This window comes from Corynebacterium hylobatis, assembly GCF_003955685.1.
Classification (GTDB): domain Bacteria; phylum Actinomycetota; class Actinomycetes; order Mycobacteriales; family Mycobacteriaceae; genus Corynebacterium; species Corynebacterium hylobatis.
Map to the genome: position 1 here is coordinate 24,441 of NZ_RXHJ01000015.1, position 26,092 is coordinate 50,532.

Annotated in this window: 29 protein-coding genes; 13 read left to right on the forward strand and 16 right to left on the reverse strand. The window is 66.8% G+C overall.

The features are described from left to right. Positions 1-32: 32 nt before the first annotated feature. Entirely contained in the window at positions 33-1,106 is a 1,074-nt protein-coding gene (locus EAH68_RS11035) for a Cj0069 family protein (protein WP_126121395.1), read from the forward strand. A 29-nt stretch (positions 1,107-1,135) separates the two neighbouring features. After that, positions 1,136-2,125: an MDR family oxidoreductase gene (locus tag EAH68_RS11040; protein ID WP_126121396.1), complete on the forward strand. Its 990-nt coding sequence runs from the start codon at positions 1,136-1,138 to the stop codon at positions 2,123-2,125. Here EAH68_RS11040 and EAH68_RS11045 read toward each other — a convergent pair. Then, on the reverse strand, positions 2,116-2,532 hold the full coding sequence (locus EAH68_RS11045; RefSeq protein ID WP_126121397.1) for a DUF3151 domain-containing protein: 417 nt from the start codon (positions 2,530-2,532) through the stop codon (positions 2,116-2,118). The two genes, EAH68_RS11040 and EAH68_RS11045, sit on opposite strands and share 10 nt — an antisense overlap. A gap of 139 nt (positions 2,533-2,671) precedes the next feature. Here EAH68_RS11045 and EAH68_RS11050 point away from each other — a divergent pair, with 139 nt between their 5' ends. Next, a complete protein-coding gene (locus EAH68_RS11050; protein ID WP_241228432.1) occupies positions 2,672-4,735 on the forward strand; it encodes an acyltransferase family protein in 2,064 nt (687 codons plus the stop codon). A gap of 1 nt (position 4,736) precedes the next feature. On the opposite strand, the gene EAH68_RS11055 is transcribed toward EAH68_RS11050, so the two are convergent. From EAH68_RS11055 to EAH68_RS11075, 5 genes are all read right to left on the reverse strand, one after another. Then, a complete protein-coding gene (locus EAH68_RS11055; RefSeq protein ID WP_126121398.1) occupies positions 4,737-5,879 on the reverse strand; it encodes a calcium:cation antiporter in 1,143 nt (380 codons plus the stop codon). Positions 5,880-5,988: 109 nt separating this feature from the next. Beyond that, the gene (locus EAH68_RS11060; RefSeq protein WP_126121399.1) at positions 5,989-6,582 is read right to left on the reverse strand and encodes a Maf family protein; all 594 of its coding nucleotides are present in this window, start codon (positions 6,580-6,582) and stop codon (positions 5,989-5,991) included. Then, positions 6,582-6,797: an acyl-CoA carboxylase subunit epsilon gene (locus tag EAH68_RS14995; protein WP_241228423.1), complete on the reverse strand. Its 216-nt coding sequence runs from the start codon at positions 6,795-6,797 to the stop codon at positions 6,582-6,584. Before EAH68_RS14995 ends, EAH68_RS11060 begins: the two co-directional genes overlap by 1 nt. 10 nt (positions 6,798-6,807) lie before the next feature. Further along, complete coding sequence (locus tag EAH68_RS11070; protein ID WP_126121401.1) at positions 6,808-8,349, reverse strand: acyl-CoA carboxylase subunit beta; 1,542 nt, start codon at positions 8,347-8,349, stop codon at positions 6,808-6,810. Positions 8,350-8,431: 82 nt separating this feature from the next. Next, complete coding sequence (locus EAH68_RS11075) at positions 8,432-10,063, reverse strand: acyl-CoA carboxylase subunit beta (protein ID WP_126121402.1); 1,632 nt, start codon at positions 10,061-10,063, stop codon at positions 8,432-8,434. Positions 10,064-10,215: 152 nt separating this feature from the next. Between EAH68_RS11075 and EAH68_RS11080 the strand changes: the two genes are divergently transcribed. From EAH68_RS11080 to EAH68_RS11115, 8 genes are all read left to right on the forward strand, one after another. Next, a complete protein-coding gene (locus EAH68_RS11080; RefSeq protein ID WP_241228424.1) occupies positions 10,216-11,004 on the forward strand; it encodes a biotin--[acetyl-CoA-carboxylase] ligase in 789 nt (262 codons plus the stop codon). A 65-nt stretch (positions 11,005-11,069) separates the two neighbouring features. After that, a complete protein-coding gene (locus EAH68_RS11085) occupies positions 11,070-11,543 on the forward strand; it encodes a PH domain-containing protein (protein WP_126121404.1) in 474 nt (157 codons plus the stop codon). A gap of 58 nt (positions 11,544-11,601) precedes the next feature. After that, positions 11,602-12,831 carry a 5-(carboxyamino)imidazole ribonucleotide synthase gene (locus EAH68_RS11090; RefSeq protein WP_277600476.1) on the forward strand — a complete coding sequence of 410 codons (1,230 nt, stop codon included), beginning with the start codon at positions 11,602-11,604 and terminating at the stop codon, positions 12,829-12,831. A gap of 12 nt (positions 12,832-12,843) precedes the next feature. Next, positions 12,844-13,344, forward strand: coding sequence for a 5-(carboxyamino)imidazole ribonucleotide mutase (purE, locus tag EAH68_RS11095; RefSeq protein WP_126121406.1), 501 nt, complete (start codon positions 12,844-12,846; stop codon positions 13,342-13,344). A gap of 33 nt (positions 13,345-13,377) precedes the next feature. Continuing rightward, the gene (locus EAH68_RS11100) at positions 13,378-14,760 is read left to right on the forward strand and encodes an NAD-dependent succinate-semialdehyde dehydrogenase (protein ID WP_126121407.1); all 1,383 of its coding nucleotides are present in this window, start codon (positions 13,378-13,380) and stop codon (positions 14,758-14,760) included. A gap of 81 nt (positions 14,761-14,841) precedes the next feature. Then, positions 14,842-15,108 carry a hypothetical protein gene (locus EAH68_RS11105; RefSeq protein ID WP_126121408.1) on the forward strand — a complete coding sequence of 89 codons (267 nt, stop codon included), beginning with the start codon at positions 14,842-14,844 and terminating at the stop codon, positions 15,106-15,108. Further along, the gene (locus EAH68_RS11110) at positions 15,105-15,548 is read left to right on the forward strand and encodes a hypothetical protein (RefSeq protein ID WP_126121409.1); all 444 of its coding nucleotides are present in this window, start codon (positions 15,105-15,107) and stop codon (positions 15,546-15,548) included. The genes EAH68_RS11105 and EAH68_RS11110 overlap by 4 nt, the downstream gene beginning before the upstream one ends. An 8-nt stretch (positions 15,549-15,556) precedes the next feature. After that, positions 15,557-15,997, forward strand: a complete 441-nt coding sequence (locus EAH68_RS11115) for a YdcF family protein (protein ID WP_126121410.1) — start codon at positions 15,557-15,559, stop codon at positions 15,995-15,997. Between the two features lie 5 nt (positions 15,998-16,002). On the opposite strand, the gene EAH68_RS11120 is transcribed toward EAH68_RS11115, so the two are convergent. The 9 genes from EAH68_RS11120 to EAH68_RS15100 form a co-directional block, all read right to left on the reverse strand. Next, positions 16,003-17,133, reverse strand: coding sequence for a glutamate--cysteine ligase (locus tag EAH68_RS11120; RefSeq protein WP_241228425.1), 1,131 nt, complete (start codon positions 17,131-17,133; stop codon positions 16,003-16,005). Positions 17,134-17,332: 199 nt separating this feature from the next. Next, positions 17,333-17,533 carry a hypothetical protein gene (locus EAH68_RS11125; protein WP_126121411.1) on the reverse strand — a complete coding sequence of 67 codons (201 nt, stop codon included), beginning with the start codon at positions 17,531-17,533 and terminating at the stop codon, positions 17,333-17,335. Then, entirely contained in the window at positions 17,530-18,357 is an 828-nt protein-coding gene (locus EAH68_RS11130) for a carbohydrate ABC transporter permease (RefSeq protein WP_126121412.1), read from the reverse strand. The genes EAH68_RS11125 and EAH68_RS11130 overlap by 4 nt, the downstream gene beginning before the upstream one ends. Further along, positions 18,354-19,361 carry a carbohydrate ABC transporter permease gene (locus EAH68_RS11135; RefSeq protein ID WP_126121413.1) on the reverse strand — a complete coding sequence of 336 codons (1,008 nt, stop codon included), beginning with the start codon at positions 19,359-19,361 and terminating at the stop codon, positions 18,354-18,356. The genes EAH68_RS11130 and EAH68_RS11135 overlap by 4 nt, the downstream gene beginning before the upstream one ends. Positions 19,362-19,456: 95 nt before the next feature. After that, positions 19,457-20,755: an ABC transporter substrate-binding protein gene (locus EAH68_RS11140; RefSeq protein WP_126121414.1), complete on the reverse strand. Its 1,299-nt coding sequence runs from the start codon at positions 20,753-20,755 to the stop codon at positions 19,457-19,459. A gap of 99 nt (positions 20,756-20,854) precedes the next feature. Next, positions 20,855-21,865: an ABC transporter ATP-binding protein gene (locus tag EAH68_RS11145; RefSeq protein ID WP_126121415.1), complete on the reverse strand. Its 1,011-nt coding sequence runs from the start codon at positions 21,863-21,865 to the stop codon at positions 20,855-20,857. A 45-nt stretch (positions 21,866-21,910) separates the two neighbouring features. Beyond that, complete coding sequence (locus EAH68_RS11150) at positions 21,911-22,567, reverse strand: TIGR03089 family protein (protein ID WP_126121416.1); 657 nt, start codon at positions 22,565-22,567, stop codon at positions 21,911-21,913. Between the two features lie 160 nt (positions 22,568-22,727). Next, complete coding sequence (locus tag EAH68_RS15095) at positions 22,728-23,330, reverse strand: IS5 family transposase (protein ID WP_206436402.1); 603 nt, start codon at positions 23,328-23,330, stop codon at positions 22,728-22,730. Beyond that, positions 23,239-23,658 carry an IS5 family transposase gene (locus tag EAH68_RS15100; protein ID WP_206436403.1) on the reverse strand — a complete coding sequence of 140 codons (420 nt, stop codon included), beginning with the start codon at positions 23,656-23,658 and terminating at the stop codon, positions 23,239-23,241. The genes EAH68_RS15095 and EAH68_RS15100 overlap by 92 nt, the downstream gene beginning before the upstream one ends. A 63-nt stretch (positions 23,659-23,721) precedes the next feature. Between EAH68_RS15100 and EAH68_RS11160 the strand changes: the two genes are divergently transcribed. Together EAH68_RS11160 and EAH68_RS11165 are read left to right on the forward strand one after the other, a co-directional pair. Next, positions 23,722-24,411 carry a 2-keto-4-pentenoate hydratase gene (locus EAH68_RS11160; protein WP_126121417.1) on the forward strand — a complete coding sequence of 230 codons (690 nt, stop codon included), beginning with the start codon at positions 23,722-23,724 and terminating at the stop codon, positions 24,409-24,411. 117 nt (positions 24,412-24,528) lie between these two features. Continuing rightward, positions 24,529-24,882, forward strand: coding sequence for a RidA family protein (locus tag EAH68_RS11165; protein WP_126121418.1), 354 nt, complete (start codon positions 24,529-24,531; stop codon positions 24,880-24,882). Positions 24,883-24,920: 38 nt separating this feature from the next. On the opposite strand, the gene EAH68_RS11170 is transcribed toward EAH68_RS11165, so the two are convergent. Next, positions 24,921-26,090, reverse strand: a complete 1,170-nt coding sequence (locus EAH68_RS11170) for an SLC13 family permease (protein WP_126121419.1) — start codon at positions 26,088-26,090, stop codon at positions 24,921-24,923. Positions 26,091-26,092 lie beyond the last annotated feature (2 nt).

Genomic DNA, 26,092 nt, shown 5'->3' on the forward strand with positions numbered 1-26,092 from the left:
ATCACCACAGAATTTCCCGGAAGGGGTGCAGATTGCACAAGGCCATCGTCGTCTTTGAGGTTGAGGGCGGATCAGACAAGTCCATCGACGGACACCGCAGGGACACCATGCCGATCGTCAACGCCATCAAGGCCTCCGGCTGGCATGCCGAGGTCCTCTTCTTCCGTCCGGAATGGGCAGACGAGCTGTTCCGATATGCCGCCGCGAACTTCGACGGCTACCTCTCGCGGGTCAATCCCGGCAACATCCCCGGCGGTGAGGACGGCTACCTCGATCTGCTCACCCGGCTCTCCGACGCCGGTCTCGTGGGCATGTCCACTCCGGCGGAGATGATGGCCTACGGGGCGAAGGATGCCCTGGTCAAGCTCAACACCACGGACCTGGTGCCCGCCGACACCGCCGCCTACTATGACGTGGCGGCCTTCCACCGGGCCTTCCCCACCTCCCTGTCCTACGGGGAGCGGGTGCTCAAGCAGAACCGGGGTTCCACCGGCTCCGGTATCTGGCGCGTCCAGCTGCTGGACAAGGAACTGGCCGCCACCGTCGAGCCAGGCACCGCCCTACCTCTGGACACGATGCTCAAGTGCACCGAGGCAGTGGACAATCACACCGAGATCCGGCCGCTGGGTGAGTTCATGGACTTCTGCGACCAGTACATCCTCGGCGCCAACGGCATGCTCGTGGACATGCGTTTCCTGCCGCGCATCGTCGAGGGTGAGGTCCGGATCCTGCTCGTCGGCCCGCACCCGGTCTTCGTGGTGCACAAGAAGCCCGCCGAGGGCGGGGACAACTTCTCCGCCACCCTGTTCTCCGGCGCCAGTTACACCTACGACCGCCCTGAGGCGTGGCAGGAGCTGGTGGACACCTTCGCCGGGGCCCGCCCCGTCATCGCGGAGAAGCTCGGCGGCGACAACATCCCGCTGATCTGGACCGCGGACTTCATGCTCGACACCGCCACGGACGGCTCGGACACCTACGTCCTGGGTGAGATCAACTGCTCGTGCGTCGGTTTCACCTCGGAGCTGCACATGGGCATCCAGGAGCTGGTCGCCCGTGAGGCGATCGGTCGTGTGGAAGCGGGCCTGCCGGCCGGGATCCCGGCCTGAGGCGGTCCAACCCACCTACACTCGGCCCCATGACACGAGCACTGATTGTGGACAGGAACGACGCCGGCGACATCATCACGGAGGTCAGGGAGGTGGGGGAGGAGTTCCTCGGTGAGGGCGACCTGCTCATCGACGTGGCCTACTCCAGCCTCAACTACAAGGACGGCATGGCGCTCGAGGGCAACCCGGGTGTGGTGCGCAACCTGCCCGTTATTCCGGGCATCGATGTGGTGGGCACCGTCGTGGAATCGGATTCGGGGCGTTTCGCACCGGGTGATGTGGTGGTGCTCAACGGCGCCGGGCTGGGGGAGCGCCGCCACGGCGGCTACACGGAGAGGCTGCGTATCGAATCCGCCTCCACCATCCAGGTCCCCGCCCTCTTCACCGCCGAGCAGGCCGCGGCGATCGGTACGGCCGGTTTCACCGCGGCGCTGTCCGTCGATGCTCTCCTGCAACAGGGACTGCAGCCGGAGGACGGGGAGATCCTGGTGACCGGTGCAACCGGCGGTGTGGGCTCGGTGGCCATCCATCTGCTCACGCAGCTGGGTTTCCGGCCGGTGGCCCTGACCGGGCGCGTTGCGGAACACGGGGATTATCTGCGCGGTCTCGGGGCCGTGGAGATCCTCGACCGGGCAGAGCTCGCAGAGCCGGGCCGCCCGCTGCAGCAGACCCGCTGGGCAGGTGTCGTCGATGCGGTGGGCTCCCACACCCTGGTCAACGCCCTGGCCCAGCTGCAGTGGGGTGGCGTGGCCACCGCCTGCGGCCTGGCACACGGCCCGGACCTGCCGGGCACGGTGCTGCCCTTCATCCTGCGCGGGGTGCACCTGATCGGCATCAACTCCGTTGACGCACCGCTCGCCCTGCGGGAGCGGGCCTGGGCCCTGCTCGCCGAACAGCTCGACACCTCCGTGCTGGAGGGTTTCACCGAGGTGCTCACCCTGGAGGAGATCGCTGCAGCCGGAACCGCCCTGCTTTCGGGGCGGCGTCACGGCCGGGCCGTGGTCAGACCTCAGGCCTGATCGATCAGCTGCCCCACAGACTCCGGATCCGCGTCGGAGAGCATCTGGCGGCAGCGGTCATACTCGGCGTCTTCACCGATGAGCTGCGCTGCGCGGGCCAGCGTCGCGATGGCGCGCAGCACTGCCTGGTTCGGCTCGTGGGAGTAGGGGACCGGGCCCCAGCCCTTCCATCCGTTGGCGCGCAGACGATCCAGCGAACGGTGGTAACCGGTGCGGGCAGTGGCATAGGCGGTGAGCTTCTCGTCGTCGGTGGACGCGGCGTCGAGAAGCACCTCGGCGCGGGTGGCCCACACGAGCGGGCTGTCCGGATGAGCGAGCGCGGTGTCCGCGGCAGCGGGATCGGAACCGGCGGCCGGGTCGGCGGGGAGATGGACCGGCGGCGGGGCCAGCATGTCATTGAGTTTCATGCTTTCCGAGCCTAGCCGGGAATTCCGGTCCCGGGTTCCCTCCTGTGTACCCTGACGGAGTGTCACCACGAGGGAAAGAGGAATGATGGGCGTGTCGCGGACGGCAACCCGTGGGGCGGCGTCAGCCGATCAACGTGCGGTGCGCCGCATCCCGTACAGGTACGACCTGGACGGCCTGCGCGGCATCGCCATCGCCTTCGTCGTCATCTTCCACGTCTTCGTCGGCCGGGTCTCCGGCGGTGTGGACGTCTTCCTGCTGCTCAGCGGCTACTTTTTCCTCGGTTCCCAGCTGCGCTACGCCGGCCGGGAGAACGCCTCGGCCAACCCCTGGTGGCCCATCTGGCGCACCATCCGCCGCCTCTACCCGGCGCTGCTGCTGGTTCTCGGGCTCACCGCCCTGGCCGCGTTGTGGGGGGTGCCGCAGCTGCGGCGCGTGGAGATCATCGACCAGTTCACCGCCAGCCTCCTCTACTTCCAGAACTGGGAGCTGGCCTCGCAGCAGGCGGACTACAACGTCGCCTCCGGCTCGGTCAGCCCCCTGCAGCACCTGTGGTCGATGGCGGTCCAGGGACAGTTCTACCTGATGGCCATCGCCCTGGGCATGGTCATCATCTGGGCCCGGCGCGCCGGGCTGGAGCTGGCCCGGTGGGTGGGCCCGCTGCTGGCCGTGGTCACGGTTGCCTCCTTCGTCTACGCGTGGTGGCTGCATCCCGCTGAGCAGCCGCTGAACTACTACTCCACGTGGTCGCGGATGTGGCAGCTGACCCTCGGGGGGTTGCTGGCGCTGCACGGACACCGGCTGAGAGTGCATCCGCGCCTGCAGGAGCTGTGCACGTGGGTGGGGCTGGCGATGGTGCTGAGCACCGGCCTGCTTCTCGACGGCGCCGCCCTCTTCCCCGGCCCCGCCGCCCTGTACCCGATCGGTGGTGCGGTCCTGGTGATCCTCGGCGGGGGGCAGGGCGTACTGTCCGGCTGGTTGGCCAACCGCACGATGCGCTGGCTGGGTGACATCGCCTATCCGCTGTACCTGTGGCACTGGCCGCTGCTCATCCTCAGCCTGATCCTGGTGGGCCGGGAGGATGTCACCTTCTCCCTCGGAGTGATGGTCGTGGTGGTCTCGGTGGTGCTGGCGGACATCACGCACCGGCTGGTGGAGAAGCCCCTGCGCCAGCACGCGAAACGTCCGTTGGCCGGGGAGCAGCGGGTGGGTGCGGCGCGTGCTCTGCTGCGTGCTTCCCGTCCCGCGCGCGCCCGAGCCGTGGGCGGTGGGGCGCTGGCTCTGGTCATGGTCGCCCTGCTCACTGTCCAGGGCGTGTGGCAGGTCCGCCTGTACAACGCCGGCGGTGTGCTTCTCGACGCCACCCGCTACCCCGGCGCCCAGGCCCTGTTCGGCGCCGATGTCCCGGCCACCGAACCCAAGCCCGATCCGGAGCTGATCGGTTCGATGATCTCGCGGGTGTGGACCGACAACTGTATCTCCCGCTTCGGTGATAATCCGTCGGTCCTGCCGGTCGATGAACGCGGTGAGGACTGCCTCTTCGGTGACCCGGCGGGCACCCGTGACGTCTACCTGGTGGGTGGTTCACACGCCGAACAGTGGATGCCCCCGCTCAACGCCCTGGGCCGCGAGCATGGTTTCCGGGTCCTCCCCCTGGTGCGCCAGTCGTGTCCGATCTTCGCCGAGGAACGTGACGGACTCTTCGAACCTGACTGTGTGGAATTCAACCAGCACGTGCTCACCCGTCTTGCGGAGGTCCAGCCGGACCTGGTGGTCTCCACGACCACGCGACCCTACATCGAGACCGGCAGCAGCCGGGAGGAGGTCCCGGACTCCTACCTGACGTTCTGGGACTTCCTCGCCGACAACGACATCCCCTTCGCCGGGCTGCGCGACAACCCGTGGAAGACCTTCGAGGACGGCTCGGACCTCTCCGTGCCGCTGTGCGTGCTCGACATTGAGGACATCTACGCCTGTGGGGTGGTCGAGGACGAGTTCTACCAGCCTGTGGACCCGGCTGCCGTACACCTGGCGGGCATGCCGCATGCGAAGGCCATCGACACCTCGTCGTGGTTCTGCGTGGACGGGCACTGCCCTGCAGTCATCGGGAACATCTACGTCTACCGCGACGGCAACCACCTGAGCGTCCCCTACTCCTACTCCCTGGCGCCGCTGCTGTGGGAGCAGATCGAGGAATTCCTCTGATTCAGGCGAAGACACTCATCAGGTAGACCACGAAGAGCACCAGGTGCGCGGCACCGTGCACCGCGGTCACCCGCGGGCCGGCGAAGGTGGCCAGCGACATGAGCATCGTCACCGCCAACATGACCAGGTTCACCGGGGACTCAGCGAAGATGACGGTCTGCCCGGTGAGCAGGGAGATGATGAGCACCGCCGGGATACTCATACCCACAGTGGAGACCAGGGCACCGTGGGTCAGGTTGCTCACCCGCTGGATCTCGCCCGTCAAGGCCGCCCGGAGGGTGGTGATGGTCTCCGGGAGGAAGACGATGGTGGCGATGATGATGCCCGACAGCGCAACGGGGGCGCCGGCGTGGTCGAGGGCGGTGTCGAGAAGCGCAGCCATGTTGTGGCTGAGCAGCACGATGGGGGCGACCAACGCGAGCAGCAGACCAAAATGGGTGGACACCTCCACGCGGTGCTCGGCGATGACCGCAGCCACCGGGACCTTCTGCGCGGGTGTGTCCGCCAGGCCGACCTCCTGGAAATCCGTCTTCTGCACGCCCATCTGGCGGTAGAGGAAGAAGAGGTAGAGGACAACCGTCAGAATGATCACCGGTACCGCCTGCCCGGTGGTGAAGGAACCACCGGTGCCCATGAACCCCGGCACCACGAAGGCCAGGGCGGCGAGCAGGGCGATCATCACCAGGTACTGGGAGGTACCCGTGCGGTTGTGCGCCAGTGAGCCGTGGCGCAGTCCACCGATGAGCAGCGCCAGACCCAGCACCAGGTTGAGGATGATCATGCTCACCGCCATGATGGAGTCCCGCCCGATGGTGGTGTGCTCCCCGGGGCCGAGCATCACCGCCGAGATGAGGATGACCTCGATACCCACCACCGAGAGGGTGAGCACGAGCGTGCCGTAGGGATCACCCAGGCGGTGGGCCAGCGCCTCCGCCTGTTCCATCACCCCGAAGGCGCAGACCACGATGACGGCGATGACCGCCACCAGCACTGACCAGATGACCGGGGAGGAGGAGTCCGGAGACAGCAGCGGCCCCAGCAGGGAGAAGAGGAGGAATCCGAGCCAACCCACCAGCAGGCGGAGCACCACCGAGGGGGAGAAATAGCTGCGGACCGTAGTGGACGGCGCCACAGGCAGAGACATGGTGAAGACTTTTCCTGGTTCCGGGGCCGTCCCCGTCCGTACTGGACCGCGCCGGGCCGTCCCGGGCGGAGAAGCGCTTGTTGGGCCAGATGGTACCCGAAGCGGCTGGTCAGCGGTTCCAGAAGTCGTTGACGTTGAGCCCGAAGGAGTACAGGGCGCGGCGCACCAGCGGCAGGGACAGACCGATGACGGAGGAGGGGTCACCCTCGATCCGGTCGATGAACCAGCCGCCGAGGGCCTCCAGGGTGAAGGCACCCGCGCACTGCAACGGTTCCCCGGAGTGCGCGTAGGCGGCGATATCGGCCTCGGAGGCCTGCGCGAAATACACCAGCGTGGAGGTGGTCTCCACCACCTTCTGCTCACCGAAGAGCACACAGTGGCCGGTGAGCAGCTCTGCCTTCTTCCCGGCCTGCTCCCGCCAGCGCCCGATGGTGCGTTCCGGGGTGTGGGGCTTGCCCTGGAGGCGGCCGTCGAGAAGCAGCATGGAGTCGCCGCCGATGACCACGTCACCGGGGAAGTCACCCGCGACGGCCTGCGCCTTCGCCTCGGCGAGCGCGGCGACGCGCTCGGCCGGCGGGGCTTCGGCAAGCGATGTGAGCAGAGCGTCCTCGTCCACGTCGGCGGGGCGGATGAGTGGATCCACGCCGGCGCTGGAGAGGATCATCCGCCGTGAGGGGGAGGAGGAGGCCAGGACGATCCGCATCAGTAGAAGGTGACGTTGCGGAAGGCGTTCGGGTTGTACAGGGTGGTGCGCTGGAGGCGGTCCTCCGGACGGCCCCACAGGTTGCGCTCGCCGGACTCCTCGGCGGGACGCTGCTTCGCCAGCGCGGTGAGCACGGCAGTCAGCGCGGCGATCTCGGTGGCGCTCGGGTTGCCTTTGAGCACCCTGAACAGCGGCTTGGTGGCGGTGATGGTCACGATCGGCTCCTTACAGGGGGATGTTTCCGTGTTTCTTCGCCGGCTGCTGGATGACCTTGCGGTCGAGCAGACGGAGGCCCTCGATGAGCTGGGCGCGGGTGGTGGACGGCTCGATGACCGCATCGACGAGGCTGCGCTCGGCGGCCAGATAGGGGTTGATGTAGTTCTCCGCGTAGGTCGCCTCGTCGATCCTGTCACCCAGCGCCGCGGCAGCTGCGCGGGCCTCGGTGACGGCGATCTCCGCGGTGGGCCAGGCGAAGACGAGGTCCGCGCCCAGGTCCTTCGAACCCATGAGGACATAGGACGGACCGATCGCCTTGCGGGTGATGACGGTGACCTTGCCGACGCTGGCCTCGGCATAAGCGTAGGCCAGCTTCGCCCCACGGCGCAGCACTCCGCCGTGCTCATGATCCTCGCCCGGCAGGAAACCGGGGGAGTCCACGAACTCGACGACGGGGATGTTGAAGGCGTCGCAGGTGCGGATGAAACGCGCGGCCTTCTCCGCGGCCGGCGAATCGAGGCAGCCGGCGAGCTCGGTCGGCTGGTTGGCCACCACGCCGACGGTCCGGCCCTCGATACGTGCCAGGCCGGTGATGATGTTGGCGGCGTAACCGGCCTGCAGTTCCAGCAGCACACCGTTGTCGACGACCCGGCGGATGACTTCGTGGGCGTCGTAGGCGTGGGTGTCCGAGTCCGGGATGATGCTGTCGAGCTCCCGGTCGGTGTCGTTGATCGCCAGGGAGGTCTCGGTCTCCGGGCGCGGGGCCTCGGCACGGTTGTTCGCCGGCAGGTAGGAGACGAGCTCCTTCGCCAGGACCATCGCGTCCAGATCGGTTGGCGCGGTGAGGTGCGCCGTGCCGGAGGTCGTCGCGTGCACCGCGGCGCTGCCCAGGGACTCCGGGGTGGCGGCGGCACCGGTGACCTTCTCCACCACGTCGGTGGCGGCCAGGTGCAGCGAACCGCCGTCCTCGACCATGACCACGACGTCGGCGAAGACCGGGGCCAGGGCATGCAGGCCCTCCGTGTGGCCGGCGACGACCGCGATCTGGGGGATCAGACCTGATGCGGTGGTGGTGCGCGCCAGGATCCGCGAGTACATCGACAGGGTGACGATGCCCTCGGCGATGCGCGCGCCCGCGCCCTCGTGGATGCCGATGATCGGCACACCGGTCTTTATCGCCAGGTCGTAGATCTTGATGATCTTCTCCCCGTACATCTCACCGAGCATGCCGTCGAAGATGGTGGCGTCCTGGGAGAATACGCAGACCTTGCGGCCGTTGACGGTGCCGTAACCGGTGACCACACCGTCGGTCAGTGGACGCTCGGCGTCCATACCGAACTGGGTGGAGCGGTGGCGGGCGAGGGCGTCGGTCTCCACGAAGGAATTCTCGTCCAGAAGAGCCAGCACACGCTCGCGCGCAGTGGCACGGCCAGAGGCGTGGACCGCCTCAACGGCGTCGGTCCCCACCGGGGCCTCGGCCTCCGCCAGTCGGGCACGCAGGTCGGCGAGCCTTCCGGCGGTGGTCGTGAGATCAGGGGAGGTGGAAGTCATGGTCCTACAGTCTAGACGGCGCAACCCCGCCCGCGTCACGCGGGACGCGGGCGGGGCAGCACCGGATGGTGAAAGAGATGTTTTACAGCGGGATGTTGCCGTGCTTGCGCGCCGGACGGGAGACGTTCTTGTCCTTGTACAGGCGCAGGTTGCGGGCGATCATGCCACGGGTCTCCGACGGCAGGATGACCGCGTCAATGAGGCCACGCTCGGCGGCCTTGTACGGGTTGAGCATGTGGTCCTCGTACTCGCGCTCGAAGGACTTGGCCAGCTCGACCACGTCGAGGCCCTTATCGGCGGCCTCCTTGAGCTCCTTGCGGTAGATGAAGCCTACGGCGCCGGCGGCACCCATGACGGCGATCTGGGCGGTCGGCCATGCCAGGTTGACGTCGGCGCCCAGGCCCTTGGAACCCATCACGCAGTAGGCGCCACCGTAGGCCTTGCGCATGGTGACGGTGATCTTCGGGACGGTGGCCTCGCCGTAGGCGTAGAGGAGCTTCGCGCCGCGGCGGAGGATACCGCCGTATTCCTGGCCGGCACCGGGCAGGAAGCCCGGGACGTCGACCAGCATGACGATCGGGATGTTGAAGGCGTCGCAGGTGCGGATGAAGCGGGCGGCCTTCTCGGAGGAGTCGATGTCCAGGCAGCCGGCGTAGACGGAGGGCTGGTTGGCCACGAAGCCGACCGACTGGCCCTCGATGCGGCCGAAGGCGATGACGACGTTCTCGGCGCGCTCAGCCTGGATCTCCAGGTACTCGCCGTCGTCGGTCAGGCACTCGATGACCTCACGGACATCGTAGGGCTGGGTGGGGGAATCCGGGATGATGCCGTCCAGGCGCAGGTCATCGGCGGTGATGTTCTCGCCCACGGCACCTTCGTCGGCGCTGTACTCCTCGATCGGGGCGAGGGTGCGGTTGTTCGAGGGCAGGAAGCTGACCAGGTCCTGCACCCAGTCGAGGGCCTCCTCGTCGGTCTTCGCGGTGAAGTGGGAGTTGCCGGCGGTGGACATGTGCGTGGTGGCTCCACCGAGCTCCTCCTGGGTGATCTCCTCGCCGGTGACGGTCTTGATCACGTCTGGGCCGGTGACGAACATCTTGGAGGTCTTCTCCACCATGACGACGAAGTCGGTCAGGGCGGGGGAGTAGGCGTTGCCGCCAGCGGAGGCACCCATGATCACGGAGATCTGCGGGACCACACCCGAGGCGTGGATGTTCTGGTAGAAGGTGCGGGCGATCATGTCCAGGGACACGGCGCCGTCCTGGATGCGGGCGCCGGCGCCCTCGTACAGGCCGATGAGCGGGCGGCCGGTGGTCACGGCCAGATCCATGATCTTGATCATCTTCTCGCCGTAGACCTCTCCCAGGGCGCCACCGAAGACGGTGCCGTCCTGGGAGAAGATGCATACCTCGCGGCCGTCAATGGTGCCCCAGCCGGTGACGATGCCGTCGGTGGTCGGGCGCTTCTTGCCCATGCCGAAGTCGGAGGTGCGGTGCTTGGCCAGCATGTCGGTCTCGACGAAGGAACCCTCGTCGAGGAGGTAATCGAGTCGCTCACGTGCGGTAAGTCGGTTCTGGGAGTGGACGCGCTCGACGGCTTTCTCACCCATCGGGTAGGTGGCCTCGGCGCGGCGACGCTTCAGGTCGGCGATCTTGCCGGCGGTGGTGGTCACGTCGGACAGCTCGGACAGGTCCGTCAAAGGTGAGGAAATGGTCATGTTTGGGAATAGTAGACCCTTGGGCCGCTAGTTTCCACAACGAAACCTGTGTGATGAGCGTCACGCGCCGGGAAGTCGCAGGTGAAACGCTTTTCCGGACGAAAATATCGGTGTGTCGGATGGTGCGGGAGCGACGCATTAGGCTTAGCGGTGTGACCCCTGACGATATTTCTCGCGAACTGGCAGGCCGCCTGCCGCAGTACGCACGTGTCCGGTGGACGGAATCCACTGGTTCTACCAACGCTGATCTGCTCGCAGACGTTACAGCCCCCGCCTGGTCCGCCCTCATGGCCGACCACCAGTCCGCCGGCCGTGGCCGGCTGGGCCGGCCCTGGACCACACCCGCCGGTTCCCAGGCCATCCTCTCCGTCCTGCTGCGCCCCACCCCCGCCGAACTGGACCGGCTGGGCACCATCCCCCTGGCCACCGGTCTGGCCGTCCTCGATGCCGTCCGCGCTGTCGCCGGCGTGGCTGCCGGCCCTGAACTCAAATGGCCCAACGACGTCCTCTGGGACGGGCGGAAACTCTGCGGCATCCTCTCCGAGGCGGCCGGCTTCCCCGCGGATCCCCGCATTGTCGTCGGTCTGGGCATCAACGTGAGCCTGACGCGTGAGCAGCTGCCGGTACCGCACGCCACCTCCCTGGCCCTTGAGGGGGTCGAGGTATCCGCGCAGGACATGGCCGTGGCCGCACTCGAGGCCCTGCACCGCCGACTACGGCAGTGGGCCACCGGCGACCGCACCCTCATGGATGATTACCGCGCCGAATGCATCACCATCGGCAAGCCCGTGCGGGTGGAGGCCCCCACCGGGGAACTCTTCGGCACCGTCACCGACGTCGCCCCCGACGGGCGCATCGACCTGCGCGCCGAGGACGGCACCCGCCACCTCATCGCCGCCGGGGATGTCACGCACCTGCGCCGCACCGACGCCAGCTACTGACCGGTCGCCCGGCTGGTTATGGCCAGTCGGGTACCGAACAGGTGTGCAGGGTATGATGCCGCCACATGGAACTGTTCCGGCCCGATGAAGGAGAAGTGGTGCGCGCCGACCTCACGTCGCCGCTGCGTACCCTCACCTTCCCCGTGCTCGAACTCATCCTGGTCACCGGCCTGTCCTGGATGCTCATCGGCTGGCTCGACCAACCCGGCATGGAGGTGGAATCCCAGCTGCGTAATGCCGTGGTGATCATCTGGGCGGCACTGTCCCTCTGGCGCTTCGGACTGCCTCTGCTCCGTGCCCGCCGCCAGCGCTTCGTGGTCACCGACCGCCGCATCGTGGTGCGCGCCGGAGCGCTGCGCTCCCGCACCGACTCCATCCCGCTGCGGGACATCCGCTCCGTGAAACGCCGCCGCAACGGCATCTCCCTGGCGATCGCGGGCTATGACCGTCCGCTGCACTTCCCGGATGTGCCCCGGGCCAAGAGGGTTGCCGGACTCATCGAGAATTCGCTGCCGTCCGCGCAGGCGAACTACTGGTGAACCGGCGCGCAGCAACCGCACTACTGGTGCAGGGTCTGTGCTGGCTATAGTTGGGCACGTGACTGAACCTGCAGGTACCTCCGGAAACCCGAACGCCCACGTCCCCGGTATGCCGGTTGTCGCCGTCATCGGCGACGGCCAGCTGGCCCGCATGATGCAGACCGAGGCGATTGAGCTCGGCCAGTCGATCCGTCTGCTGGCGGGCGCCCCCGATTCCTCCGCCGCCCAGGTGGCCGCGGACGTGGTGCTCGGCGACTACACGGATCTCGACGATCTGCGTGAGGCCGTCCGGGGTGTTGACGTGATGACCTTCGACCATGAGCATGTCCCCACCGAGCACCTGCGGCAGCTGATCAGCGAGGGCGTCAACGTCCAGCCCGGCCCCGAGGCCCTGGTCAACGCGCAGGACAAGCTCGTCATGCGCAGGCGCCTGCGGGAGATCGGCGCCCCGGTTCCGCCCTTCGCCGCCATCGAATCCGTCGAGGACGCCGACGCCTTCTTCGACGCCGTCGACGGCGCCGTCTGCCTCAAGGCCCGCCGTGGCGGCTACGACGGCCACGGCGTGTGGTTCCCCGCCACCCGGGAGGAGCTCGCCGAGCTGACCCGAGAGCTTCTCGACGCCGGCACGCCCCTCATGGCGGAGCAGAAGGTCGCGCTGGTCCGCGAGCTCTCCGCCATGGTCGCCCGCCGCCCCTCGGGCCAGGTCGTGCCGTGGCCGGTCGTGGAGTCGGTCCAGACGAACGGCATCTGCACCGAGGCCGTCGCCCCGGCACCCGAGCTGTCCGCCGAGCTTGCCGGACGCGCCCAGGAACTCGCGGTGAGCATCGCAGAGGAACTCGGCGTCACCGGCGCACTGGCCGTCGAACTCTTCGAGTTCCGCGACGAGAACGGCCAGCCCACCATCGCCGTCAACGAACTGGCCATGCGCCCGCACAACACCGGCCACTGGACCCAGGACGGTTGCGTGACCAGCCAGTTCGAACAGCACCTGCGCGCCGTCCTCGACTACCCGCTGGGCAGCGTCGAGACCACCGCCCCGGTCACCGTCATGGCCAACGTCCTCGGCGGGGACGTCGACCCGGAGCTGCCCATGGCCCGCCGCATGGCCGATGTGTGGGAGCGTTTCCCGGCCGCGAAGATCCACCTCTACGGCAAGACCTGGCGCGCGGGCCGCAAGATCGGCCATGTCAACCTGGCGGGCGATGACCTGCCGCGCGTGCGTCGAGAAGCGAACCTCGCCGCCGATTACCTCGTCAACGCCCGCTGGGCTGACGGTTACACCGCTTAAAGGAGAACTGGAATGCCCCCTCTCGTCGGCATCATCATGGGCTCGGACTCGGACTGGCCCACCGTCGCCCCCGCAGCCGAGGCCCTCGCCGAATTCGGCGTCCCCCTCGAGGTCGGCGTCATGTCCGCCCACCGCACCCCGGAGCGCATGCTCGCCTACGCCAAGTCCGCCCACGAGCGCGGCCTCAAGGTCATCATCGCCTGCGCCGGCGGTGCCGCCCACCTGCCGGGCATGGTCGCCGCAGCAACCCCCCTGCCCGTCATCGGTGTGCCGCGCGCCCTCAAGGACCTCGACGGCCTGGACTCCCTGCTCTCCATCGTGCAGATGCCCTCCGGTGTCCCCGTCGCCACCGTCTCCATCGGCGGCGCCAAGAACGCCGGCCTGCTGGCCGTGCGCATCCTCGGTGCCGGCGACCCGGCCCTGACCGAGAAGATGGCCGAGTACCAGAAGAAGATGGCCGCCGAGGTCGAGGCCAAGGACGAGGCCCTGCGCAGGCAGCTGCTCGAGGGGTAGCGGAGAACACCCCGGTGCGGGTAGGCAGGGGGCATGACGAACCTCGCTCTGCACAACCCCAGTACCGGTCAGACGGAGGAGACGTTCCCGCGTTTCCATGATTCCGACCGCGACGATCTCCTCGACCGTTCCACCGCCGCATTCCGGACATGGCGGGCGACCTCCATCGAAGAGCGTGCCGGGATCCTGCGCCGCACCGCCACCCTGTACCGGGAGCAGAAGGGGCAGCTCGCCGAATACATCGGCCGGGAGATGGGCAAACTGCGCCGCCAGGGGGAGAGCGAGATAGCGGTGGTCGCCGACATCTACGACTGGTACGCCGAACATGCCCACGAGCTGCTCGCGGACCGGGAGCTGCCGGCACAGGGAGCGCTGCGGAGCTTCGTCCGGCGGGAGCCACTGGGCACGGTGCTGGGCATCATGCCGTGGAACTTCCCCTACTACCAGGTGGCGCGCTGGGCGGCACCGAATCTGCTGCTGGGCAACACACTGATCCTCAAGCACGCCTCGATCTGTCCGCTGTCCTCCCGGACCATGGAGGAACTCTTCACGGAGGCCGGTCTGCCGGTGGATGTGTTCCGGAACATCCACGCCTCCGGCTCCCAGATGGACGCCTTCGTCGCTGATCCGCGGATCGCCGCGGTCTCCCTGACCGGTTCGGAACAGGCGGGGGCGGCAGTGGCGAAGACCGCCGGGGAGAACCACAAGAAGTCCCTGCTGGAACTGGGCGGCAACGACCCTTTCCTCGTGCTCGACGACCACAACCTGGACAAGGTGCTTTCCCGCTACGTCAGTGCGCGGATGGCCAATACCGGGCAGGCGTGCAATGCCCCGAAGCGTCTCATCGTCCTTGATGAATTCTATGACCGGGCGTTCGATTTCCTCACGGAACGGATCAGCGGTCTGCCGGTCGGGGCGTGGGATGACGGGGACGCCAAGGTCGGCCCGCTGTCGTCGGTGGATGCCCGCGATGAGGTGGTCGACCGGCTGGCGGCGGCGGAGCAGGCGGGTCAGGCGCGCATTGCCGTCGGCGGCCGGGCAATCGACCGTCCGGGTGCCTTCATGGAACCGACGCTGCTCGTGGACGTCGATCCGGCCTCCGATGTGGGCTGCAACGAGATCTTCGGCCCCGTGGCCATCCTCTACCGCGTCCGGGACATCGAGGAGGCCGTCGAGCTCGCCAACAACACGGATTACGGCCTGGGCAGCTACGTCTTCGCCAACGACCTGGAACTGGCGCAGCAGGTGGCCGCCCGCATGGAGGCCGGGATGACCTACATCAATGAGACTGGTGCCTCCCGGCCCGGCCTGCCCTTCGGCGGCATCGGCCGTTCCGGTTACGGTCGGGAACTGGCGGAGTGGGGCATCCGGGAGTTCGCCAACGAGCACCTCTACCGCGTCAGCCCACCGATGTGACAGCGGGCCGGCGGCACTTTGTTCGGGTCTCCCTCGAACACCCCTGGTTTCCGTGTCCGGGGTGTCAGCTAATTTGATCGCATGCCTGAAAAATCCCCGCGGGCCATGACCACGGCCGCCGATGTCCAGTGGTTGCGCAGCCGACGCCGCCTGGCCACCACCGAAGCAGAACACACCGCTGTCCGTGCCCGTATGATGCAGCTGGCACGCGACCTGGAGAAGCGGGAGACGCCAGTCAGCCCCATGTTCTGGGTCCTCGGCGGAGTCGCGGTGATCGGGTTGGGGCTGCTCCTGGGTGTCCTGATCTTCCAGCTGGCTGATGCGATGTGGAGCTCGTTGAACTCATGAACAAGAACAGTTCCGGATGCGGCATGCTCCTGGTGGGCGTGTTCGTCCTCGGGGCGATCATGTGGGGCATCGCCATCCTGTTGTGGGTATTGGCTTTCGCGGTGCCTGCGGTGGCTCTGTTCGTCGGCGGCTATATGTTCGTCCAGGCCAGGACCTCGGCCGATGAGTCCACTCAGGCCCGGGCCGTGGAGGCGGAGATCGAGGCCCTGGCCCGCGACACCTCCCTGGATCTGGCGGAGACGATCACCCGCTGGGACAGTCTCATCCTGACAAAGGGCATCGGCACCCCGTTGGAGGGGCAGGAGCAGGAGGCCGCTGAGATCCACCGGCGTCTGCTCGCCGCGCATGAGACCCTCCACGCGGCGATCACCCCGGCCCATAGGATTGAGGCTGTCCTGCACGCGGAGACTCTCCGCGCCACCGCGCAATCCTTTCTTTAGGAGCTGCCATGCCGATCCTGGTTCTCGGTGCCCGCACGCGCCACGGGTATCCGGGCCGTATCCTCGAGGCCCGGCTGCAGAAAGCACTCTCGATTCTCGACGCCCGCCCCATCATCGTCTCCGGCCGTGGCGAGGCCGCGGCCATGGCGGACTGGCTGGTGGAAAGCGGCGTCGATAAGCAGTTGATCCTGCAGGAGCCTCGGGCGGCCAGCACGAACGAGAACCTGGAGAATGCCCGCGCGCTGCTTCCGGATACCCGGTGCTGGACTGTAGTGACCAGCGATTTCCACGTCTGGCGCACCCGTCTATGGGCCTGGCATCTGGGCATTCCGGTGACGGTGGTCAGCGCCCGCACCCCGGCACCCCGGTTGGCGGTTGCCCTGCTGCGCGAATGCCTGGCGTTGCCGCATTCGGTGCTGCGCATCGGGTGGCGGCGGCTGCTGGGTTGAGCCTTTCAGCCGTTGTGGTGGGTGACCTCGTGCGCGGCGGAGACCACGTCGTACATGTTCTGGCGCCGGGCGTATGCCTCACGCTGGCGTCGTGCCCCGGAATCGGAGCGGAGGATGGCCTCGACCGTCTTCGTCACCGCCTCTTCCTCCCCGTACTTGAGCAGTGCGGGGCGGACGTGGTTGAGCAGACTCGCGATCACCTCGGCGGCCGGGGCGCGACGCCCTGTGGAGGGGAGGATGAGCGTCGAGTTGACGCCGTCGCGGCTGGCCTGCCATGACCATGTTTTCAGCAGCTCACCCCGGATCGGGTCGGGTTCGACTCCGTCGTGCCAGGCGCAGGCTGCCGTCTCCACCAGTGCCCGGATGAGCGCCGCAATCGCCGCCGCATGTTCAGCCTCCGGACACACATCAGCCACCCGCACCTCAATGGTGGGGAAGCGTTCGGCGAGCCGGGCATCGAAATAGAGCATGCCGATGTCCATGGGCACCTGGGTGTCCAACAGGGCCTCGCATAACCTGTCATAGCTGTCGACTGACCCGAAGATCTCCGTCGGCCCTGCCGTCGGCCACCGGTTCCACAACTGGTAGCGGTAGGAGGCGAAGCCGGTGTCGACCCCGCCCCAGAACGGGGAGTTCGCACTGAGCGCCAGGATTGCCGGCAGCCAGACACGGATCCGGTCCATGACCGCGATTCCCTCTTCGCGGGAATTGATCTCGACATGGACATGGAAACCGCAGGTGAGCTGTTCCACGGCGGTGATCCCGAAGCTGTCCCGGATCTGCCGGAACCGTGGGGTCGGCACCAGGTGGGGGATGAGCGCGCCGGGGGCGGTGGGCAGAGCCACCACTCGGCCTCCCACCTGTGCGGCGGCTTCCTCGGCCATGGCGCGACCCGTGCGGATGGCCGTCAGCTGAGCTGCCAGGGTGGTCTGCGGTGGGGACACCACCTCGATCTGCTCCTGCTTGAACTCCTGGGTGATCGTGTGGCCGCTGCGGGAGCGTCGTCGGGCCAGTTTCACGAGCTGTTCTGCCGCCGGCAGCGGATGCAGGCTGCCGGCTTCCACGAGGAGCAGTTCCTCTTCGACCCCGAATTTCCGCACTGAGTCCTGGCTGCGGGATTCCTGGCGCATGGTCATCGGCTCAGCTGGATACGGTCAGGGAAAGCGACGCCCCGGAAGGTTCCTGCATCAGTGGGCAGGACGGTGACAATCTGCGGCACGATTATGGTCCTCTCCCTCCGCTGCGGGGTGCAGCCTTCAACTCAGAATACTTATTTCCCTCATCTAATGTCGGAGAATCACGGGGTCCAGGTGAGTCCCTCATGAGTTCCCGTCATCAGCGACGCCCCCGCCGCCACGCCCACCACGTGAGTCCGACCATGGACCCCGCCAGGAAACCCGGCCACAACGCCGGCTCCGGTTGGAAGAGGTTCCACACCGCCTGGGCCAGCGCGAGGAAGGCGAAGAAGCCGAGGAAACCGACGAGCGTCTCGTGCTGGAGCTGCCGCCGCTTTCCCCGGCCGGGGTCCGCACTCATGCCTTCACACCTCCGGCAGTCAGTCCGGAGACGATACGACGCTGGAAGATGAGCACCATGATGATCAACGGAATGGTGACCAGCGCACCGGCGGCCATGATCGAGGCGTAGGGGTACTCGAAAGCCGAGGGCCCGGAGAAGCGCGCGATGGCGACGGTGACGGGTTCGGTCGCGGTCGTCGACAGCTGGCGGGCCAGCATGAACTCGTTCCAGGTGGCGATGAACGCCAGGATCGCTGTGGTGAACAGGGCGGGGGCCGCCAGGGGCAGGAGCACGAGGCGGAAGGCCTGGCCGCGGGAGGCGCCGTCGACACGCGCGGCCTCCTCCAGTTCCCAGGGCAGCTGCCGGAAGAAGGAGACCAGGGTGTAGATGGTCAGCGGCAGGGCGAAGGAGATGTTGGGGATGATCATCGCCCGGTAGGTGCCGATCCAGCCCAGGTCGCCGAAGAGCTGGAACAGCGGGGTGACCAGCGCGATGCCCGGGAACATGGAGGCGGCCAGGATGATGCCGGTGACCAGTCCCTTGCCGGGGAACTCCAGACGGGCCAGGGCATAGGCGGTGAACACACCGACGAGGACAGCCAGGGAGGTCGTCGTCACCGAGATGAGCAGCGAGTTGCCGATGGCCCCGAGGAAGTCGTTGCCCTTGTTGGTGGCCAGCGCGTCCCGGAAGTTCTCCAGGGTGACGTGCGTGGGCCAGGGGGTGGTGTCGAAGGTGTGGGCGCTGTCGCGCAAGGCGACCACGACCATCCAGTAGAAGGGGGCGAGCCCCCAGAACATGATGAACAGCACGCCCACGTAGTGCCAGAGTGCGGCTTTTCTCATGCCGTCACCTCCTGCTTCTTCCTTGCTTCCCGACGTTTCCTCAACCCAGGGACCTTCCGACCCTTCACACCGCGTTGCCCGGAGACGTCGGCGCCGAGGAAGCGGATCATGATGAACGCGACGGCGAAGATGAGCAGGAAGATCAGCGTGGAGAGAGCCGAGGCGGAGTTGAAGTTGTTCTGCCGCATGTCCTCGACCACCAGCTGGGAGATGGTGGCGGTGGGAGAGTTGGAGGAGGCGGAGATCATGATGACGGGAAGGTCGTACATGCGCAGCGCATCCAGGGTGCGGAAGAGGACCGCCACCATGAGCGCCGGTTTGACCAGGGGCATGGTGATCAGCCGGAACTGCTGCCAGCGGGAGGCACCGTCCACGCGGGAGGCCTCGTAGATCTCCTTGGGGATCATCTGCAGTCCGGCGAGGATGAGCAGTGCCATGAAGGGGGCCGTCTTCCACACGTCCGCGACGATGACGGCGGCCCGGGCGGCCCAGGGATCGGTGGTCCAGCTGATGTCCAGGTTGAACAACTCGTTGATGATGCCCCGGTCGGCGAAGATGAACTGCCACAGCTTCGCCGTCACGGCGGTGGGGATCGCCCAGGGGATGAGCACCGCCGCACGCACCAGGCCCCGGCCGCGGTACTCGTGATTCATGATCAGCGCCATGATCATGCCGAGGATCGTCTCCAGGGTCACGGTCACCACGGTGAAGAACAGTGTGATGCGCACGGCAGGCCAGAAATCGGTGGCCAGCACGCCCGGGGGACAGGTGGAGACCACCCCGGAGGACGACATGCACCGGTTGGTCAGCCAGTAGAGATAGTTGTCGAAACCGGCGAAACCGCCCTCGACGAACAGGCCGGTGGCGGGGTCGAGGCCCTTGTCGGCCTGGAAGGACAGGAAGAGGGCGCGCAGGATCGGGTAGCCGATGACCACGGCCAGGACGATCAACGCGGGGGCGATCAGCCAGGCCGCCGAGCGGGTCTGGCTGGCACGTTTCAGCATGTGCGGCTCCTTGGAGGAAAAGTGTCACCTCCCACAAAACCACAGAAAACCTGCCCGGGTGGGCAGGTTTTCAGCGGGTCGTGCGGGGAGGGAACCTAGTTGGAGGCGTTCTCGATGGCGGCCCGCATGTCGGTGGTGGCGTCGTCGACGGACTTGCCGGCGGTCAGCGCCGCGTAGGCGTTGTCCTGGATGGCCTTGGAGATGGCCGGGTAGAACGGGGAGACCGGACGCGGCGCTGCGTTGTCCAGGGATTCCTTCAGCGCCGGCAGGTACGGGAACTGCTCGATCAGGGCGTCATCCTCGTAGATGGCGGCCAGGACCGGCGGGAAGGACGCTTCCGCGAAGGAGGTCTGGTTCTCCTCGTTGATGACGAACTCGATGAAGTCACGCGCGGTGGCCTTGTTCTCCGAGTTGATGTTGATGCCGTTGTTGTAGCCACCCAGGGTGGAGACACCGACACCGTCCTGGCCGACCAGCGGCTGGACCTCGAAGTTGCCGGCGACGGCGGAGGTCTCACCCTCGGCGTTGGTGAACATGTAGGGCCAGTTGATGGCGTAGGCGGTCTCGCCCTCAACGAAGGCGAGGTTGGTCTCCTCCTCCGTCGCGGAGGTGGAGCCCGACGCGATGGTGCCGTTCTCGTAGCCGTCGACAAGCGCCTGCAGACCGGCACGGGAGTCGTCGGAGTCGACGGTGACATTGCCGTCGGAATCCAGAACGCCACCGCCCCAGCCCTCCATGAAGCCGACGGTGTTGACGGTCAGACCCTCGTACTGCTTGAGCTGCAGGGTCAGGCAGTCGACATCGGCTGCCTCGGCGTCAGCACAGGAGGCCTCCAGCTCGGCCCAGTTCTCCGGGGCCTCCGGGATGATCTCCGTGTTGCGGTAGAGCAGCTGACCGTTGGTGTTCTGCGGCAGCGCGTAGAGGGTGTCGTTGTAGGTCGCGGACTCGACGGTCGCGTCCAGCAGGCCGGAGGTGTCCACCTCGAGGTCGCCCTCCAGCGGGGTGATCCACTGGTTGGCGGCGAAGTCGGCGGTCCAGATGACGTCGAGGGCCATGACATCGTAATCGGAGTTGCCGGCCTGCAGCGACTGAACCAGGGTCTCGCGCTGGGCGTCGGCCTCACCGGCCAGCTCACGGAGGGTGACCTCCTCGTCCGGATTCTCGGCGTTCCACTTCTCGATGACCGGGATGATCTTGTCGGTGTCGTTCTTGCCCATGGCGAAGGTGATCGGGCCGCGACCGTCGGCGCCGGAGGCCTCCGCGGTGGTCGTGGCGGTTGCCGTGGTGTCGGCGTCATCATCGGTGGTGGTACAGCCCGCCAGGACCACGGAGCTGATGATGGCAACTGCGGCCAGGGAGCGTGCCGGCTTGCGCTTGAAGAAGGAGGCGTTCACGGATAGGTCACCTTTCGTAACGTTTGGTGACTTCAAATCTAGTGAGGCAGCTAATACCTGATGTGGGCTTTATTTCAGATCACCCCTTGGCGGGGGTGATCATTCGATACGTATGCCCGACCGCAGATCGAAATGGTGCGCCTGGGCCGGGTCGAAAGCCAAACGCACCTGCTCACCCGGTCGGGGCACATCCTTATGGCCCAGGCGGGCCACCAGACGCACCCCCTCCGAGATGGCGTAGACGTAGGACTCCGAACCCAGCTCCTCCACCAGGTCGACGGTGCCCTCCTTCGGGACCCACCCCGCGGGCAGGTCATCACCGGCGGTGAGCACCCGCATCGCCTCCGGACGCACACCCAGCGTCACACCCTCGCCCGGGAAGAGATTCATCGACGGCGAACCGATGAAACCCGCCACGAACTCATTGACGGGACGGTCGTAGAGCTCCCGCGGCGGGGCGACCTGCTGCAGGATCCCCTCCTTGAGCACCGCCACACGGTCACCCATCGTCATCGCCTCCACCTGGTCGTGGGTGACATAGACGGTGGTGGTGCCGAGGCGACGCTGCAGGGCCGCCAGCTCCGAACGGGTCTGCACACGCAGCTTCGCATCCAGGTTCGACAGGGGCTCATCCATGAGGAAAACCTTCGGGTCCCGCACGATCGCCCGACCCATGGCCACGCGCTGACGCTGACCACCCGACAGATCCTTCGGCTTACGTTCCAGAAACTCCTCCAGACCGAGCATCTCCGCGGCGTTACGCACCCGCTCATCGATCTGCTTCGCCGGCATCTTCGCCAGCTTCAGCGCGAAGCCCATGTTCTTTGCGACGGACAGGTGCGGATACAACGCGTAGTTCTGGAAGACCATCGCAATGTCCCGACCCCCCGGCTCCACACCGGTCACGTCCCGGCCGTCAATGAGCAGCTGCCCTGAATCCACCGGCTCCAGACCTGCCAGCGCACGCAGCGTCGTCGACTTGCCGCAGCCCGAGGGGCCGACCAGCACCAGGAATTCCCCGTCCGCGATCTGCAGATCCAGATCCTTCACCGTCGGACGTTCCGCGCCGGGATAGCGGATGGAGACCTTGTCGAATGTGACCGTTGCCATGGAGGAAACCGTAGCACCAGACAGATGAGGGGAGTGGATGTCCGGCTACAACCTGACGGTCGCCTTCTCGGCGGTGGCGATGGCGTCGAGACGGGCAGCATCGACAAGCCCACCGGAGACGACAACCGCGGAACCGCCTGCGGAGAGCGGTTCGAGGACGGCCTTCACCAGACCCTTCGCGGTGGTCCAACCCGTGGACAGCACGCGCTCGGCGGGGGCGGAGGTGACGACGACATCCATGAGGGAGGGGGCGGGGCCGAAGAACTGGTCGCCGTAGAAGCGGACGGTGGGGCCGAAGTCGATGGCCCCGACAGGTAGGGTGCCGCCGGTCTCGACGACGCCGCGACCGAAGGGGTCCTCGGTGACCAGGACGACGTCGGCACCCGTGTCCGCCCATTCTTCGTAGGAGGCAGGGGAGGTGAACACCACATCGGCGTCACCGGAGGAACCGAGCTCCCACTCGACCTCCGCGGCCAGTGCGCCGAGCACAATGGCCACCGGCTGCCAGCCCACGGGGAGATCGAGAAGAATCGTGGAGGAGGAGTCGAGGTCGAGTTCCTCCAGCAGCATGTTTCCGACCTTCGCGGCCCAGTTGTCCAGCGTCTGCGCGGAGAAGTCGAGCCGCGCGCCGGTCGACTCGTTGTAGACGGTCAGGCGCGGGGCAGCGGGATCCGCATTCAGCAGATGTACAAGAAGCTCCATGCCTGCCCATCGTAGGCAGATCGACGCTGCAGTGCCGGAGGATCTTCTAGCCTGGCCCCAGAGCCGCCACCCGGAAGGAATGTAGAACATGACCAGGGATCTTGCCCGGATCGCCGCCGAACTCGATAACGCCCGCGCCACCGCCACGTCTGTGGCCCAGCTAGGGCGTGTCTCCTAAAGCTCTGAGCCAGGTGAGCACAGCACAGAGCACGACGGCTCCACGATAAACCACGGCGAGTTTGTCATAGCGGGTGGCCAGGCCCCGCCACTGCTTGGCCAGGGCAAACGCCCGCTCGACAACATTGCGGCCCTTGTAGGCATGAGGGTCAAAGGCGGGCGGGCGCCCACCTTTGCTGCCTCTACGTTTACGGGCCGCGATACTGTCACGCTTTTCAGGAATGACCGCCACGATCCCCCGCTTACGCAGGTCACGCCGAATCACCGTCGTCGCGTAGCCACGGTCAGCCAGGACCGCATCCGGACGCGACCGCGCCCGCCCGGGACCCATGCGCGGGACGTGGATGTCGTCGAGCACAGCCTGAAGCATCGCACCGTCGTTGCGCTGCCCGCCGGTGACCACCACAGACAGGGGACGGCCGTGTCCGTCGACGCCGGCGTGAATCTTGCTCGACAGCCCACCGCGCGACCGGCCAATTCCGTGACCTGCTGGTTCAGTCAGCGCCAGCGGCAGATTCTTGTGATTCGATCGAGCCCCCTGTGTCCTGCTCGGGCCGGGTCGTGTTCGTCGCGTGCTGGTGGGCACGCGTGATCGAGGCGTCGACGGAGACGTTCCAGTCGATTTTTCCTTCCGCATCGGCCACCGTCAGCAGGTAGGTCAGGACGGCATCCCACGTGCCGTCGGCGCAGTAGCGGCGGTGCCGTTTCCAGACGGTCTGCCAGGGGCCGTATTCATCGCGGGGCAGGTCCCGCCACGGGATTCCGGTGCGGTAGCGGTAGATGATGCCCTCAACGACCAGCCGACTGTTGTGAAAGGGGCGACCCCGCTGCCCATCACTGCTGGGCAGAAGGCGCTCAACCGTCTCCCACTGGTGGTCGGTCAGGACGCGAAACCGACTTTTGGTGTCACTCACCGATCCAGTATCGCCCCACCGACCAACCTATTTAGGAGACACGCCCTAGGCACGGACCTCACGTTGGACGATGCCTATGCCATTCAGGCCCGCAACCTGCGCTCCCGCGTTGCATCAGGGGAGAGCTACATCGGCCCGAAGCTCGGCTTCACCTCGAAGTCCAAGATGGAGCAGATGGGCGTCTCCGACGTCATCGTCGGTTTCCTCACCGCGGAGATGAAACACCCCGCTGACCGGCCCTTGTCATTGGCCGGATTGATCCACCCGCGGATCGAACCCGAACTCGTATTCCGCCTCGGCCAGCCCGTGGAGTTGCGTGCCGACGACACCCCCGAGTCCCTCTCCCTGCGCATCCGCGAGAGCGTCGACGCCGTCGCCGTGGGCATGGAGGTCATCGATTCCCGCTACCGCAACTTCAAATTCAGCCTCAGTGATGTCGTCGCCGACAACACCTCCGCCGCTGAGTTCATCGTGGGGGAGTGGCAGGACTTCCCGCGGGAGCTGCGCGGTCTACCCGTCGAGTTCCTCATCAACGATGAACCCGTTGAAGGCTCCACCACCGACGCCATTCTCGGTGACCCCTTCATCGTCTTCGATCAGCTGGCCACCATGACGCTGCGCTACGGCTTCGAGCTGCCCGCTGACGCTCCCATCCTGGCCGGGGCGATGACCGCCGCGCACTGGTTGGAATCCGGCCAGCGTGTCGAGACCCGCGTCGAGGGGTTCCCCGCGCTCAGCGTGACAGTGGCATAGCGCGCTACTTATTGACGCCGCGTACAGAGCTCAATAGGGGGTAGATGGACCGTTTCATGGCCAAAGGAGAGGGGCTTGGCGAGGATGGAGGAAACACCTGCCGAGAAAGGACCTGCCATGCAGCCGACCTCTGACCATCCGTACGCAATGGCCAAGCGCGCCGGAGATTTCATCTTCGTCTCCGGGGCACTGTCCGTGGATGAGAACTACCAGCCGGTGGAAGGTCGGGAAGAGGCGTTGGCCGCGGCGTTGGAGCGGATGACGGAACGGCTTGCTTCCGAAGGTGGGAGGCTGGAGCAGCTGGTGAAGCTGACCTACTTCGTCACTGACATCACCCTGCGTGAAGAAGCTAACGAGCAGTTCGTCGAGTACTTTACTGAGGCTCGCCCAGCGCGGACATTCCTGGAGGCCTCGCGCCTTCCGTACGGGGCGACTGTGGAGATCGACGCGATTGCTTATGTGGGGGAGTAGCCTCACCGCTCATGAACCAGGCGGAGGCCAGGTTCTGATTACCCGTTGCTCAAGCCCAGCACCCCGACGCCCGCTCCCACCGCCACCGGAGCCAACACCAGCCCGCCCAACACAAACATCCCCCAGCTCACCTGCACTCCTTGCTGCCTGGCCTGGTGCGCCCACAGTAAAGTGGCCAGGGAGGCCCAGGGGGTGATGATCGGCCCGGCGTTGACACCGATGAGCAGGGCCATGAAGCTCTCGGGGGAGCTCGCCGCGGGCTCGAGCGCCAGGTAGGCGGGGATGTTGTTGATCAGGTTGGACAGCGCCACACCCGCGAAGGCGAGGGTGAACAGGCCCGAATCCGAGAGCGTTGACAGCACCGGATCCAGCAGGCCCAGACTGTGGATGATCGCGGCACTCGTCGTCAAGGAGAAGGCGAACAGCAGGGTGGCCCACGGGATCATGTGGTGCACCGGGGTCGGCAGCGACCAGTGGTGCAGCAGCCCCAGAGCCACCAATGCAGCGATGGTGGTGGAGATCCAGACGTCGACAGGCATGAGCAGGGCCACCAGTAGCACGCCGATCAGGGCGGTGAAAACCTTCGCCTCCCGATCCAGACCAACCCCACCCGCAGAACCATCACCCGCGGAAACGGCAGCCGGAACACCAGCAAACCGAGCCACCACCAGCGGCGCAACCACAGCCACGACCACCAGCACCAGCGCGGGCAGCCAGCTCACCGCCACGTAATCAGCGACGCGGGAGAACGCGTCCGTCTGCACGGCGAGCAGGTTGGTCAGGTTGGAGATCGGCAGGAGCAGGGAACCGAGGTTCGCCATCCAGATCACCGCGAAGGCGGCGGCCAGGGGGTTTATGCCGACGCCACGCGCCAGCGTGATCACCAGCGGAGTGGCCAGGATGGCGGTGGTGTCCAGGGAGAAGAAGACGGTGATCACCAGGCTCACACCCAGGATCAGTGCCCAGGCGCGCGCCGACGATCCACGCCCCGGAGCCGAACCTCCCAGGCCGAGCACCGCCTGCACCTTCCCGATCACGGCCTCGAAGGTGCTGACGGCCCCGGCAGCTGCGACGACCACTGACATGGCGGCGACGAAACTGAGGACGGGCAGGATGCGGGAGAGGAGGGTGGGGACTGACGGGGCGTCGATAAGCAGGAGGGTGATCAGTCCCAGCGCTGAGGTCAGCGCCAGCACCGGGGTGCGCATGG

What these genes read in the sequence shown, in the direction of transcription:
- EAH68_RS11040 (WP_126121396.1), top strand. Translation starts at nt 1,136, where the DNA reads ATGACACGAGCACTGATTGTGGACAGGAACGACGCCGGCGACATCATC.
- EAH68_RS11045 (WP_126121397.1), bottom strand. Translation starts at nt 2,532, where the DNA reads ATGAAACTCAATGACATGCTGGCCCCGCCGCCGGTCCATCTCCCCGCC.
- EAH68_RS11055 (WP_126121398.1), bottom strand. Translation starts at nt 5,879, where the DNA reads ATGTCTCTGCCTGTGGCGCCGTCCACTACGGTCCGCAGCTATTTCTCC.
- EAH68_RS11060 (WP_126121399.1), bottom strand. Translation starts at nt 6,582, where the DNA reads ATGCGGATCGTCCTGGCCTCCTCCTCCCCCTCACGGCGGATGATCCTC.
- EAH68_RS11070 (WP_126121401.1), bottom strand. Translation starts at nt 8,349, where the DNA reads ATGACTTCCACCTCCCCTGATCTCACGACCACCGCCGGAAGGCTCGCC.
- EAH68_RS11075 (WP_126121402.1), bottom strand. Translation starts at nt 10,063, where the DNA reads ATGACCATTTCCTCACCTTTGACGGACCTGTCCGAGCTGTCCGACGTG.
- EAH68_RS11085 (WP_126121404.1), top strand. Translation starts at nt 11,070, where the DNA reads ATGGAACTGTTCCGGCCCGATGAAGGAGAAGTGGTGCGCGCCGACCTC.
- purE (WP_126121406.1), top strand. Translation starts at nt 12,844, where the DNA reads ATGCCCCCTCTCGTCGGCATCATCATGGGCTCGGACTCGGACTGGCCC.
- EAH68_RS11100 (WP_126121407.1), top strand. Translation starts at nt 13,378, where the DNA reads ATGACGAACCTCGCTCTGCACAACCCCAGTACCGGTCAGACGGAGGAG.
- EAH68_RS11105 (WP_126121408.1), top strand. Translation starts at nt 14,842, where the DNA reads ATGCCTGAAAAATCCCCGCGGGCCATGACCACGGCCGCCGATGTCCAG.
- EAH68_RS11110 (WP_126121409.1), top strand. Translation starts at nt 15,105, where the DNA reads ATGAACAAGAACAGTTCCGGATGCGGCATGCTCCTGGTGGGCGTGTTC.
- EAH68_RS11115 (WP_126121410.1), top strand. Translation starts at nt 15,557, where the DNA reads ATGCCGATCCTGGTTCTCGGTGCCCGCACGCGCCACGGGTATCCGGGC.
- EAH68_RS11120 (WP_241228425.1), bottom strand. Translation starts at nt 17,133, where the DNA reads ATGACCATGCGCCAGGAATCCCGCAGCCAGGACTCAGTGCGGAAATTC.
- EAH68_RS11125 (WP_126121411.1), bottom strand. Translation starts at nt 17,533, where the DNA reads ATGAGTGCGGACCCCGGCCGGGGAAAGCGGCGGCAGCTCCAGCACGAG.
- EAH68_RS11130 (WP_126121412.1), bottom strand. Translation starts at nt 18,357, where the DNA reads ATGAGAAAAGCCGCACTCTGGCACTACGTGGGCGTGCTGTTCATCATG.
- EAH68_RS11135 (WP_126121413.1), bottom strand. Translation starts at nt 19,361, where the DNA reads ATGCTGAAACGTGCCAGCCAGACCCGCTCGGCGGCCTGGCTGATCGCC.
- EAH68_RS11145 (WP_126121415.1), bottom strand. Translation starts at nt 21,865, where the DNA reads ATGGCAACGGTCACATTCGACAAGGTCTCCATCCGCTATCCCGGCGCG.
- EAH68_RS11150 (WP_126121416.1), bottom strand. Translation starts at nt 22,567, where the DNA reads ATGGAGCTTCTTGTACATCTGCTGAATGCGGATCCCGCTGCCCCGCGC.
- EAH68_RS11165 (WP_126121418.1), top strand. Translation starts at nt 24,529, where the DNA reads ATGCAGCCGACCTCTGACCATCCGTACGCAATGGCCAAGCGCGCCGGA.
- EAH68_RS11170 (WP_126121419.1), bottom strand. Translation starts at nt 26,090, where the DNA reads ATGCGCACCCCGGTGCTGGCGCTGACCTCAGCGCTGGGACTGATCACC.